Here is a 13,986-nt window from a genome sequence, read left to right on the forward strand (position 1 = left end):
TTAGAATGAGGCCCTTAAACTGAATGAAACTGAACGGGCAAACGGATAGTCTATTCCTCTTTCATTTTTAACAGTAGAAATTCTAAAGATATCATTGGTATAGGCAGAAAAATTCAAACCATTCATCCCCATGTTCTTCATCCATTTTGCATTTTCGAAGTTATAGCCCACGCTGATCGATTCGAATGAAAATACATTTTCCCGCTGTACAAATCGCGACGACATTTGAGTTGCGTCTGTTAATGAAATGCCTTTAAACTGTGCTATATCACCCGGCTTTTGCCAACGTTCATATAAGGCTCTTACATCCTGGTTTAAAGAAAGTTGAGCATAAGAAATGTTTTCAACTTTATTAAATAAGGCTGTGTTAATGATATCGGCCCCTTGACTATATCTCATAGACATGTTGACATTGAACCTCTTGATTCGGATAGCGTTAGTAATTACCCCTTGAATAAATGGATCTGTATTGCCAATACGTTGGATGTCGGCATAATTATATTCAAACGTATAATCGCCGGTTGGTGTCAGGAACATTTCACGGCCTGTTGCAGGATCAATACCCAAAGACTTTGCAGCCCAGATAGCCGAAGGGCTGTATCCATCCTGGAAACGCTTATAAGTTTTACTCGCTTCTTGAGTAGCATTTAATCTAGATAATTTGTTTCCTAGCCCACCGTATGCACTTTGGGTATGGCTTGCTGTTGCACTGATCGTCCAATTAATTCGGCTCTTAAGGTTCTGGATGACATTATAGGTCAACCTCATCTCAAAACCTTTCGTTGTAAGATTTCCTAAATTTTCCTGGTGACTAGTAAAGCCGGTAGCAGAAGCATTGCTAACACTAACAACAAGATTGTCTGTGAACTTATTATAAAACTGAAAATAACCACCCAGCTTGTTATTGAACAAGCTGAAATTAAAACTATTACTCAGTTGAAGGGTCTTTTGTGCTTTAATATCAGGATTTGCAACCGTAGTTAAATTTAATGCCTGTCCAAATTTGTTAAATGAAGGGTTAAAAGTATAAACAGATGATGCCGCTACGCTTCCAAAGTTTTGATTACCCGTAACTCCAATATTTGAACTAAGTTTTAAATTATTTATCCAGGAAATACCTTTTATGAACTTTTCATTGGCAAGATTCCAGCCAATACCACCTGCATAATAAGGCGTCATCCTATTGTTGGTACCATAAGAGGTTGAACCATCTAAACGATACGACCCATCAAAAAGATATCGTCCATTATAAGAATAGTTAGCCGATACCAATGCATTAGCCGTGCGATAGACAGATTGTGAAGCTGATGGTTTACCATTATCATCATACCCAAAAGCAAATCGGGGGTTTCCATTAGATCCAGTAGGGAAACCCACATAAGTGTTACCCAGAGAGCTGTTAAAACGGTGAGAAAGTTCAGTACGGGCATTCGCAGTAATAGAGTGTTTACCTAATACTTTCCCAAAAGTTAATAGGGCATTTCCTGTATATGAAAAGCCTTCTGACTTACCATTTATATATTTTCCTTTAAGGGTAAAATCAGTATTCTCATACATTGTATTGTCAGGAGAGGTAAATACCGTAGTAGAACCCTCGCTTTTAGCTATTTGAAAACCTCCGTCTAAGCGTAATTCCGGCAATAATTCAATCTTAACATTCGTACTGTTTGTAAGATCTAAACTTTTGCCATTATTAAATGAGCCCAGCAAAGCATTATATAAAGGATTTGGAACATTCAGCGGAAGAATGAAAGTTGAATTTAAAGCAGGGGCACTGGTTTGCTCAAGCCATTTGGCATCCGGATCCTTTTTATAATAAGGATTTTGTTGTGCCCAGGTGGAGAAACTGCCGTAAGGAGAATTAGCATTAGAAGTACCGTTTACTGAAAAGTTATTGGCAATAGATAACTTTGATTTGCGATAAACTAAATTCATATTTCCTCCCCAGCCATTACGATCCGATCCTTTCATTACACCATCTTGCAGTTTGTAATTAAAACCCACACCATATTGAAGATTTTGATCACCACCGCTCACTGAAACTGAATTATTTTTAGTATATCCAATTTGAACAGGTTCGTTTAACCAATACGTATTCACTCCTTGCTGAACTGCAGTAAGGTGGGCACTGTACGATTGGTCCAAACCAATCTGATCTTCAGAAGTGTTAGCTGTGTACCTTCCTGCAAGCTTTTCGAACTGGAGCTTTTCAGTTGAATTCATTAAATTATAGACCGTCAGATCAGGTGCTTCTACCCTAAAGTCACTCGTATAAGAAAATCGGAGTTTACCTTCTTTAGGTTTTACAGTTTCAACAACCACCACACCATTTGACGCTTTTGATCCATATAAGGCCGTAGAAGCCGCATCTTTAAGGATCACAACCGATTGGATACGGTTCATATCCAAATCAATGATCCGTTGAAGGGTGGTTTCAAAACCATCTAAAATGAATAATGGCTGATTGGGATCAGAGCCAAATTGATCATTTAAACTCAAGCCTGCGGCTCCGGTTTTACCGCGAATTTCAATTATCGGTGTGCTGTTCGGATCCGATCCTTTTAAATTATTTTCAACAACGATAAAAGCAGGATCTAATGATTTTAGGCTTTGAATTAAATTAATGTTTCCTATGGTTTTTAATTGGTCACCGGTAAAAGTTGCAGTAGCACCGGTAAAAGTTTTAGCATCACGATTGATACCCATACCGGTATAAACTACTTCTTTGAGGTTAAGCTCAGTTGGTTCAAGCTTAACCTTCATTTTAGCTTTCGCAGGTAACTGTAAGCTGCGATACCCCAGAAATGAAAAAGTAAGGATCGCATTTTCTTTTACATTCTGTAAGGAAAACTGACCATCACCATCGGTTTGAGTTGCAAGGTTGGTACCCATAACCACAACATTAACTCCCGGAAGTGGCGCTCCTTTTTCGTCAATTACCTTACCGGTAATATCTTGATTAAGTTTTCCCTGTGATAATTCACTTGCGTTTAACGAAGAATTAGTTTCATTTAAGGTTTTAATCAAAATAAACTTATCGTTTACTTCAAACTGAAGACTTTTGCCTTTTAAAACCGATTTCATTACTTCTTCAACGTCCGTATGACGGAAATCAACTGAAACCTTCTCCTGATCATTTAATACCTTGTTGCTGTAAAAAGCAATTAAACCGGTTTGTTTTTTAATCTCAGCGAGTACTCTGCCAATGCTGATATTATTTGCTTTCAATGTTACCTGCGCTTTAGGTTGAAAGGCGAAGGATGGCAAAGAATTACAAATAAAAAGCAGCAAAGTTAGCAACACAATGAGTTGGCGACTTCGTGGTAATCTTTTCTTTAATTGTAAATTTTCTCCATTCATAATTGGTTACTTAGGTTAAATTTTGCTCATTTCTGTATTAAGACAATAAAATTTGGTTTTCGGGTGACAACATTTTTTTTTATTTGTATTTTTTTTATTCCCTACAAAATCTGTCTTGTAATGAACGTTCGTATGAAGAAGCCTGGAGGTACTTTTTGATTATGTCAGCTAATAGATTGAAGTAATTTTCAATATCCTTAATACATTATAAATAAGCGTTTTTTCTGCGATTAATAAGGAGCGACTTGTTACTACAATATCACTACAAGCGCATTTTGTATCTATACTTTATTGCTACAAAAAGGAAGATGTGGATTAGCAGTTGTGCTATTTTGTTACTGAAATAAAAATGCGAAGTAAATAAAGGATTGAAAGAAGTGTTGAGTTGCCTTTTGTTGTGGATTAAAAACCTTTATATAAGGACAAAGGCCCTGCGGTTGGGCAAGGGCCGTTGTTATGTGGCTGTTATATGGGGTAAATCTTTAATTCCGAAAACCATTTCAATAAATCAGGCGATAGGAATAGCTCTATTTATTGAAAAGAACGCTTTTTTATTTATTAAGTATAATAATGTTATTCTCTTTTACCTTGTACTTTAATTGAGAAGTGGCGGATAAATTCTGCAAAAACTCCTCAAGCGGTTTATCTTTTTCAATAGCACCTGAAATGCTAATGTCAGCACCGGGTTCAGCCATAATTTTTACATCATACCAACGCTGTACAATTTCATTAATCTCATTAAGATTCGCATTATTAAAAAAGTAAATTCCTCGCATCCATGAAAGTACCAGTTGATCATCAAACGTACTTTGAGAAAATCCACCTGCTGGTGAGTAAGTCGCCATAAATCCTGGTTTCAGTAATGATTCCTCGCCTTTTGAATTTAATTTAACCGACCCTTCCACCAATGCGACCTTTAAAGCATTACTAGCATAACTATTTACATTGAAAGAAGTTCCGAGAACTTGAACATCCAATGATTCGTTCACTTTAACAATAAATGGTTTTTTGGGGTTCTTCGTTACTTTAAAAAAGGCCTCGCCTTTTAGGTAAACCACCCGTTGATCGGCGTTAAACTCCAAAGGAAATCTTAATTCCGAATCGGAGTTAAGCCAAACCTCAGTGCCATCCGACAATTTGATTTTATAATCTTTAGTACGTGGAACCACCAGGGTATTATAACTCAATGCATCTTTTTGATCCTTTAGCTCATATTGCAATGTCCCCTGTTCATTATGCAAAACGGCCATATTTGTATTTACCGTTTTGTTTTTAGCAGTACGATCTAAGGCAATTGATTCTCCGGAGGCTAAAAAAAGTTTTACTTTTTCGTTTTTATAAGTCAGTTGGGGTTGCTGTTTATTTGAAAAATAGTTTCTTGCAATAAAAATAGAAACCATGGCTAAGGGCAATAAAATGGAGGCTGCCACGAGCCATTTTTTAAAATGAATAGTTTTTGCTGTTTTAACCTCTAATGAAGGAGTAATTGTTTTGCTTAATTTATCCCATGCTGCGTGCTGATCAACCTGTTTTAAAAACAAAGCTGCCTTTGCACCTAAAAACGATTCCCTGGATTGCTGATATAATTCTTTTACCTCTTCATCCTCACTTATCAATCGTTCCAATAGCACACGATCTTCATCGGTAATATCTCCGATTAAATAATCTATGATTAATTGTTCTATATTTTCTTTAAGAATATTCTTCATTCCTTATAAGTAGACATTTTTTTTGATAAATCGGGTGACAAGAAATTGTAAATTTTATTTAAATCCAATCATTTGTTCACGCATTTTAGAAAAAGCCCTCTTTAACTGAGTTTTAACCGTATTAATACTTACCCCAAACTGATCTGCCGCCTCCTGATATTTTTTATTTTCTAAAGTAACCGTTATAAATATATTTCTGCACTGCTCTGGTAGCGAATTAAGTGCATTTTCTACCTGGATTTGCAATTCTTTATCTTCTAGACCATTATCTGAGTTTTCATCTGCTATCAAATAAGCATCTTCCATACTGCCTTCTGAATAAGTCTTTCTTTGTTTGATCTTATTCAAGCAAGTGTTTCTAATCGCAGATTTAAGGTAAGATTTTAGGGAGGTTTCAATTTGAAGATATTGCTTCTCCTGCCATAATTTCAAGAAAAAAGTTTGGACAACATCCTCAGCTTCTTCGCTATTATCCAATAAAATAAAAGCTTGCAAACAGAGTGACTTGTAATATTTATCAAATAAAATCTTGAACCCTTTAGCTTCATCAGCTTCTAATTGTTCAAGTATTAAAATATCATCCATGAATTCCAACCTAACTTGGGACCGAAAATAAGTAAACATTTTCAAGTGCCAAATAGTACTGACTGCGAGATTGAAATAGTCACTTAGAATCTAAAAGAAACAATAAAGGACGACTATAAGCAATAGTCGTCCTCATCATGGATTTTAACAACCCTTCTAAACTATTATTTGATCTTCCTTAATCTTAATTTTTGAAATTCATATTTGGAGTTAGGTAATATTCACCTGCAGCCACATTTATAATGCAGTTAAATTGCTTGATGATCTCAATTCCTAAACTACAATCTCCTTCTCTAGACCATTTTTCATTCCCATCCCTGAATTCCTGAATTGTAGCAAGGATATTGTTAATTGGCTTATCACCTAACTTAAGGTGGTTAAATTCGCCTTTTACAGTCGGAGGTTTGTGTTCCATACTAGAGCACTTATCGAACTTTATACTGTTTTATTTTTTATTTATGGGTTTGAGCATTTTCATTGATCATATCGTAGATCACATTGAGTGTTTCAGCAATATAATGATCGCTTTTATAAGCTTTAAGTATACTTTTATTGGTGTCCGACCAATATGTATTACCCTCCATGGCAGCAATATCGTTTTTCATATTTACCATATCTAACTTCGGATCCAACTCTTTCAATTTATTTTGCTTATCAGCTTGTATTGAATTCGCTTTTTCCGCTGCCATAAAAGCTTTCATGTTTAATGGCACCGTTTTATCCAGGCTCCGTTTCTTATACTGCTCAATGTTCTCGTCAATTAATTTAAAAGCCTGGCTAGCTGCTACCCTTTTTTTGCTCTTTTGTTGTAGTAATTCTACATTCACCGGAGTGCGCCATGCAGTATAGTTTGTAGGAGCGATCTCATCCCAATTCATCACAAAAGGCTCATTCTTTTCAGCAGTACTAAAGTACTGGTCTTTTAAAATGATATCGGGTGTAACACCTTTTAGTTGGGTAGAACTTCCATTAACCCTGTAAAATTTCTGAATGGTTAATTTTGCTCCACCCAGATCTTCATCTTGTTGGTTCATATTTGCAGTAAGTGCTCCTTTTAAGTCAAATACCCGTTGAACGGTTCCTTTGCCAAAAGTATTCGGACTGCCAACAATTACTGCCCTTTTATAATCCTGCATACAAGCCGATAAAATTTCCGAAGCGGAAGCGCTCCTTTCATTTACCATTATAGCAAGTGGACCATCATAGGCCACTTCCGGATTTTTATCGTCCATACTTTGAACTTTTCCATCACCTGTACGCACCTGCACCACCGGACCTTCCGGTATAAATAATCCGGCAATATTAACCACATCCCTCATAGAACCACCCCCATTGCCACGAAGGTCAATGATGATGCCTTCTACATTTTCTTCTTTTAATTTTTGAACCTCCCTGGCCATATCATACGAACTGCTTCCCGGCCCAAGAGGATTTTGGGGATTCAGATAAAATTCGGGCAATACAATCATTCCGATCTTATGCTTACCGTTGAACACGAAAGAACGTGCGAAAACATTATCCTGTTTCAATTCGTCACGTATCACATTGATCAATTTAATTGTATTGTCAAATCGTTTCACCATCAGGGTTACCGAGGTTCCCTTAGCGCCTCTTGTAAGTTTAACTAATTCATTAATCGAATAGCCCGACACATCCACCAGCTCCTTGCCGGTTTCACCAACCTTCAGGATCAAATCACTGGTTTTTAGCTCTCCCTGTTTCCAGGCAGGGCCACCAGTTCTAATATCTTCAATCTTCACATAATCGTCGTGCTCACTTAAAACAAGGCCAATTCCGCAATAAGTGCCCGACACACGTTCCGTCAAGCTACGTTGGCTCACTGGCGACATGTAGGACGAATGTGGATCCATAATAGTTGCAATATTGTTGGCATACATCTCGAAACGGGTCGGTTTGCTTGGAATATTTTCAAAACTATTGAACAGTTTCTCGTAGCGTTTTTTCACTTTGGCCCTTGCTTCTGATTCCATTTCGGCCGTTGATTTAGCAGCTTCGTTTGTTTTCTTCTGCAAATCCATCATATCGGTTAATTTCATCAGTGTGCTATATTTGGCCGATTTAGCCCAATATTTTTCAAGTTCCGCTATGTCTTTTGCATAAGAAACTTTGCTATAGTCGAGCTGAATAACCTCCTTTTCAGTAAAAATGAACGGTTTTTCAAAGGCTTTTCCATAAAACTTCGATACCTGGCCAATTCTGATATCCATCAGGGAGTCAGCAGCTTTCAAAAAACTTAATTGCTGTTCTTTATTAATTTCATCATCCAGTTGAAGTTCATATTTCTTCAAATATTCAATATCCTGCTGCAAGAAATATTTCTTTTCAACATCCATTTTACCGATATAGCTCCAGAATAATTTTTTCGAGAAATCGTCATTTATTTTCTGCGGATCATAATGCATTGACTGTATCATTCTGTTCAGCAATAAAATAATCAACTTATCATTTTTGGGAAATTCATTAGTGGGCGTATCAAAAGCCATCAAACTCCCTGCAAGGCCAATACCTAGCAACGCACGGCTACATTTAAACTTCATAATTTTGGTTTAGAGTTAACAAGTACAACGCAAAAGGCAGGACTCCCCTCGAAGTACGGAGGTAAAGGTATATATTTTAGGTTAAATTAATCAAGAGGCTTTATCGAGTTCTAGCAGGTGTGAAAAAGGGCTTTTGGGGGAACAGAGCTTTTTACGAGAAGATGTTTTGAGTTGATTATCAGATTTATATTTAAATAATTAAGGTGAAAATGCCTTCAATGCTTTTCTATTCCTCAAATCACAATTTTGGTAAAAAAATCATCAATAGTTAACATTAGATCAGCTGTTTACCTACTCTATGAAGATGTTGCAAACAGGCATTGAATTTGAACGATTTCAATCGTTTTAAAACAAGATGAGTAGTATTCTAATTATCTTATTATCAGTTTTTTAAAATTAATTCTTATCGCAATGAAAAAGCAATTCATTAAACCAGTTGTGCAATCAATAGTACTCTGCTTCATATTATTAATTGCATTTGTAGCAAAAGCTCAATCAGACAAGGACAAGGGATTAATTGCTGATTGTGATAATGCAAAAAAAGAATTTCTTCACACGGATGCCTTATTGAAAAAATTGTTTGATGGCGCCTATGGGTACGCAATTTTTCCCAATGTAGGCAAGGGAGCTGTAGGTGTAGGTGGAGCTTCGGGAAAAGGCATCGTGTATGAGCATGGTAAAATTGTAGGGAAAGCTAAAATGACCCAGGTAACGATCGGTTTTCAGTTTGGCGGTCAGGCGTACATGGAACTGCTTTTTTTTGAAAATAAAGAATCATTAGATCACTTTATGGCCGATAAGGTTGAATTCTCGGCCCAAGCTTCTGCTGTGGCAATTACTGAAGGGGGCTCGGCAAATGCTAAGTATACCAACGGCATTATGATATTTACTCATCAAAAGGGCGGCCTGATGTACGAAGCATCTGTTGGTGGCCAAAAATTTGATTATTCAGCGTTTGAAAAGTAACCCAAAACAAAAAGTAGGCTCACATTTCACAATTCAATCTTCTCTGTGTAACCCTGTGTGTCGGTTGTAATTAATATTAGTAAAGAATCAGTTTATTGCTCACAATCCACCTTTCTCCCGCATTTAAAAAGAAATATAGCTGCATGAGTAAAGTCATTTTAATTTGTCAATCATTTTCAGTTATTTGATATACCAATCAAATCCTTATGAAAGTTGGAATTCCAGTGGAAGTATCCCCTACCGAACTCCGGGTAGCGGCAACTCCCAAAACAGTGAAACGCCTGATAAAGCAAGGCTTCCAGGTAAGCATACAGCAAAATGCTGGTGTTAAGGCAAATTTTACCGACAAAGAATTTGAAGAAGCTGGCGCCAAAATAGTTCAAACTGCTTCCGAAGTCTACGGTCAATCAGATATTGTATTAAAAGTTAAAGAGCCAAACCTTGAAGAAGTTGACATGATGCGAGGAGGACTCGTCCTGCTCAGCTATTTATGGCCTGCACAACATCCGGAACTCCTTAAGAAACTGGCCTTGAAAAAAGTAAATGCCGTGGCAATGGATGCCATTCCGCGTATTTCCAGGGCTCAGAAAATGGATGTACTTTCTTCCATGGCCAACATTGCGGGTTACCGCGCTGTAATTGAAGGCTCCTATCACTTCGGACGTTTTTTAAACGGGCAAATCACGGCAGCCGGAAAAGTAGAACCCGCCAAAGTATTGGTGATCGGTGCCGGTGTAGCCGGTCTTGCAGCTATCGGTGCAGCCAATTCACTCGGGGCTATTGTCCGTGCATTCGATACCCGAAAAGAAGTGGCCGAGCAGATCGAATCGATGGGCGCCTCTTTCCTAACCGTAAACATTAATGAAGACGGTGCTACTGCTTCAGGTTATTCTAAAGAAATGAGCAAGGAATTCATGGAGGCCGAAATGCAACTCTTTTTGGAACAAGCCAAAGAAGTGGATATCATCATTACCACCGCGCAGATTCCAGGCAAGGAAGCTCCAAAACTGATCCTCGATTATCACGTGGCTGCAATGAAGCCGGGCTCTGTCATCGTTGATCTTGCCGCCTCAACTGGCGGTAATTGTGTACTTACCAAACCCGGCGAAATTTATACTACTGCAAACGGTGTTACTATTCTTGGCAAACTCAATCAGCTCCCCAACCAAGCCTCGCAGCTTTATGGCAATAACCTTTGTCATTTGCTTGATGATATGGGCAAAGCAGAGCATTTCAAGATCGATATGGAAGATGCGGTGGTGTCGCGCGCCATGGTAACCTATAATGGTCAGATCAACTGGCCGCCACAGCCGCTGCCTGTTAGTCCTGTTAAGCCTAAAACAGAATCAGCCGCAGAGAAAGCTGAAGAAAAGAAAGTAAATGAACAACAGCTTGCAAAAAAACAAGCAACATCCATGATCATCCGTCTGGCTATGATTGGTTTGTTTTTGCTGCTCATTGGCCGCTTTGCACCTGCCGAATTTATGCAGCATTTCACGGTGTTTGTGCTCGCCGTATTCGTTGGCTGGCAGGTGATATGGAACGTATCTCACTCCTTACACACCCCTCTTATGGCAGTAACCAATGCTATTAGCGGTATCATCATTGTCGGAGGGCTTCTGCAAACAACCAATAATCTTTCTAGTCCGCTTACCATTTTAGCATTTGTCGCTATTCTTGTGGCTAGCATTAATATTGTTGGCGGATTCCTTGTTACTCACCGTATGTTGAAAATGTTCAAAAAATAAAAAAAGATGATGATCGCAAAAGAAATACAAACAGCAGCTTATCTGTTTACCAGTATTCTATTTATCCTCAGTCTGGGCGGACTTTCTTCACAGGAATCTGCAAAACGAGGTGTGCATTACGGCATCATCGGTATGGCCATCGCTATACTTGCCACTGTACTTGGTCAAGGCGTTGAAGGACATACCTATATCGTCGCTGCTATCGCTATTGCTTCGGTGATTGGCGTATTTCTGGCTGCAAAAGTAGAAATGACTTCTATGCCTCAGTTGGTAGCTATCCTTCACTCCTTTGTGGGACTTGCTGCTGTACTGGTGGGCTTTGGTTCTTATATGGACTCATCCACTCACTCACTTCCTCCTACCGAACACATCATTCATTTAGTTGAAGTATTCGTTGGGATTTTTATTGGTGCCATTACATTCACCGGTTCCATTGTTGCCTGGGGCAAGCTGGAAGGAAAAATCCGTAGTAAACCCCTTTTATATACCGGACGACATGTAGTGAACATTGTGTTAGTGTTTATTTGCATTGTTCTTGGGGTTTTATTTGTAAAGGCTGAAGGAAGCGATGGCATGCTGTATCTCTACATCATGACAGCCATCTCGGCTTTTATTGGTGTGATGCTGGTAATGGCTATTGGAGGAGCGGATATGCCTGTAGTGGTATCGATGCTTAACTCCTACTCGGGATGGGCGGCTTCGGCAGCGGGTTTCATGCTGGGAAACGATCTACTGATTGTTACAGGTGCTTTGGTGGGAAGTTCAGGTGCCATTCTTTCCATCATCATGTGCGAAGCCATGAATCGTTCCTTCCTTTCGGTGATCTTCGGAGGATTTGGAGAGGTGGCAGCTACAGGTTCTGCACAAGCCATGGAAGGAGAAGTAACTGCTATGACGCACGAAGAAGTTGCCAATCTTTTGAGAGAAGCAAAATCTGTAGTGATCGTTCCGGGTTATGGCATGGCGGTGGCCAAGGCGCAGTATCCCATTCACGACCTGGTTGAGCGCTTACGTAAGGCGGGCAAAAAAGTGAGATTCGCCATTCATCCGGTAGCCGGACGTTTGCCGGGCCACATGAATGTGCTACTTGCCGAAGCGAATGTGCCATATGATATTGTTCTGGAGATGGATGAGATCAATGAAGATCTTCCGGATACAGACCTGGTGATGGTGATCGGTGCTAACGACGTAGTGAATCCAGGGGCGCAGGATGACCCAGCCAGTCCGATTTACGGAATGCCGGTTATTGAAGCCTGGAAAGCAGATGAAGTTATTGTAATGAAGCGATCGATGTCGGTAGGATACGCTGGCGTTGAGAACCCGCTCTTCTATAAATCCAATACCGATATGTTGTACGGTGATGCTACGGAAAGCATGGAGAAGATCCTCGCTTCATTAAAAGATTGAGTTGGAGTTCAGAACCAGTTGGTAGCTGGTTCTGAATAAAATCCTTATTCTTGGTTGACGAAATTACTTTCCGATACAAAACCTTGTAAAAATCGAATCCAGCAGGTCTTCGTTTGATATATCACCTGTGATCTCACCTAAGTGATGCAGAGCACGTTTGATTTCAAAAGCTAATAATTCACCACCAAACGGTTGCTCCATTAAACGCAAGGTATCATCTAAAGCTTCATTGGTTTTTTGGAGAGCTTCCAGGTGGCGCACGTTGGAAATTACAGTTTCATCATTATTAAGCTGGTCGGCGTGGGCTTTTTGCAATAAGGTTTCGGTGAACAGGTCGAGGTGAATACGATCTTTGGCCGAAATAAACAGGATTCCATTAATACCTTCATATCGTTTCTTCCACTCTGCTTCATTTCCTTTGTCCAGCTTGTTGGCAACCAACAAAATAGAATCACCTGAAGTATGAGTTGAAAGTTCGTTGACAATAGCTTTTAGTTCTTCAGCTGAAGTTTCTTCGGGGTCAAATAAATAAATAACCAAAGCCGATTGACGGATCTTTTCGTAAGCCTTCTCCACTCCTATGGCTTCAATTTTATCCGAAGTTTCGCGAATTCCTGCGGTATCGATAAAACGGAAGTTGATGCCTCCAATGTTTATTTCATCTTCAATGGTATCGCGAGTGGTGCCTGCAATTTCCGATACAATGGCCCTGTCTTCATTTAACAAAGCATTTAAAAGTGTGGATTTGCCCACATTGGGTTTACCCGAAATAACTACCGGAATTCCATTTTTGATCGCGTTCCCTAAATCAAAGGAAGAGATAAGTTTACGAATAACCGATTGAATGCTGCCAATCAGCACCTTTAACTGCGGGCGGTTAGCAAATTCAACGTCTTCTTCGGCAAAATCCAGTTCCAATTCAATTAACGCCGCAAAATCGATCAGTTGCTGACGTAGTGCCTTTAACTCATTTGAAAAGCCACCTCTTAACTGCTTTAAAGCCATATTATGCGAAGCCTCTGTACGGCTGGCAATCAGGTCGGCAACGGCTTCGGCTTGCGAAAGATCTAACTGCCCGTTTAAGAAAGCACGTAAAGTGAACTCTCCGGGTTTAGCTGTTCTGGCCCCGTTTTTAATAAAGAGATTAATAAGTTTATGAATAATGTAGGGCGAAGCATGGCAGGAAACTTCCACCGAATTTTCTCGTGTGTATGAACTTGGAGCAATGAATACCGTTGCCAAAACTTCATCAACGATCACATCATTTTCGCGGATAGTGCCAAAATGAACAGTATGCGAAGCTTGTTTTTCTAAGTCTTTTCCAAAGAAAACCTTGTTACAAATTTTAATAGCTTCAGGACCCGATAAGCGGATCACGGCAATGGCGCCGGTTCCTGCTGGGGTAGCAAGAGCAACAATGGTATCTTCGGCGTAGGGACTTACGGGTAGCATAATTTCAATTTTGCCCAAAGATAGGACTTAGGGAATTAAGATTTTAGAAGTACGAAGTAAGATTTATTGGTCGGTAAATTGGTTTTTAAATGCTGCGTTTCGACTACGCTCAACGTGACTGCACTTCGTCTACACACTCAAGATGACCAAATGTATGTGAGGCAGAGAAGAGTCTAAGCCGGGCTTACCTTGACTACGTTT

At 39.3% G+C, this 13,986-nt stretch carries 9 protein-coding genes; 3 read left to right on the forward strand and 6 right to left on the reverse strand.

Going from position 1 to position 13,986, the window contains the following annotated elements:
• The 5 genes from NF867_RS17015 to NF867_RS17035 all read right to left on the reverse strand — a co-directional run bounded on the left by NF867_RS17015 (nt 1) and on the right by NF867_RS17035 (nt 8,212).
• On the reverse strand, nt 1-3,360 hold the full coding sequence (locus NF867_RS17015; protein WP_252589597.1) for a SusC/RagA family TonB-linked outer membrane protein: 3,360 nt from the start codon (nt 3,358-3,360) through the stop codon (nt 1-3).
• A gap of 551 nt (nt 3,361-3,911) precedes the next feature.
• A complete protein-coding gene (locus tag NF867_RS17020; RefSeq protein WP_252589598.1) occupies nt 3,912-5,069 on the reverse strand; it encodes a FecR family protein in 1,158 nt (385 codons plus the stop codon).
• Between the two features lie 54 nt (nt 5,070-5,123).
• Complete coding sequence (locus NF867_RS17025; RefSeq protein ID WP_252589599.1) at nt 5,124-5,654, reverse strand: RNA polymerase sigma-70 factor; 531 nt, start codon at nt 5,652-5,654, stop codon at nt 5,124-5,126.
• A 184-nt stretch (nt 5,655-5,838) separates the two neighbouring features.
• On the reverse strand, nt 5,839-6,069 hold the full coding sequence (locus tag NF867_RS17030; RefSeq protein WP_252589600.1) for a hypothetical protein: 231 nt from the start codon (nt 6,067-6,069) through the stop codon (nt 5,839-5,841).
• 37 nt (nt 6,070-6,106) lie between these two features.
• Nucleotides 6,107-8,212, reverse strand: coding sequence for a carboxy terminal-processing peptidase (locus NF867_RS17035; protein WP_252589601.1), 2,106 nt, complete (start codon nt 8,210-8,212; stop codon nt 6,107-6,109).
• A gap of 411 nt (nt 8,213-8,623) precedes the next feature.
• Here NF867_RS17035 and NF867_RS17040 point away from each other — a divergent pair, with 411 nt between their 5' ends.
• From NF867_RS17040 to pntB, 3 genes are all read left to right on the forward strand, one after another.
• On the forward strand, nt 8,624-9,178 hold the full coding sequence (locus tag NF867_RS17040) for a lipid-binding SYLF domain-containing protein (RefSeq protein ID WP_252589602.1): 555 nt from the start codon (nt 8,624-8,626) through the stop codon (nt 9,176-9,178).
• Nucleotides 9,179-9,384: 206 nt separating this feature from the next.
• Nucleotides 9,385-10,926, forward strand: coding sequence for a Re/Si-specific NAD(P)(+) transhydrogenase subunit alpha (locus NF867_RS17045; RefSeq protein WP_252589603.1), 1,542 nt, complete (start codon nt 9,385-9,387; stop codon nt 10,924-10,926).
• Between the two features lie 9 nt (nt 10,927-10,935).
• Nucleotides 10,936-12,333: a Re/Si-specific NAD(P)(+) transhydrogenase subunit beta gene (pntB, locus tag NF867_RS17050; protein WP_252589707.1), complete on the forward strand. Its 1,398-nt coding sequence runs from the start codon at nt 10,936-10,938 to the stop codon at nt 12,331-12,333.
• Nucleotides 12,334-12,396: 63 nt separating this feature from the next.
• On the opposite strand, the gene mnmE is transcribed toward pntB, so the two are convergent.
• Complete coding sequence (gene mnmE, locus NF867_RS17055) at nt 12,397-13,785, reverse strand: tRNA uridine-5-carboxymethylaminomethyl(34) synthesis GTPase MnmE (RefSeq protein WP_252589604.1); 1,389 nt, start codon at nt 13,783-13,785, stop codon at nt 12,397-12,399.
• Between the last annotated feature and the right edge of the window lie 201 nt (nt 13,786-13,986).

It is taken from the genome of Solitalea agri (genome assembly GCF_023914155.1).
GTDB classification, from domain to species: Bacteria; Bacteroidota; Bacteroidia; order Sphingobacteriales; family Sphingobacteriaceae; genus Solitalea; species Solitalea agri.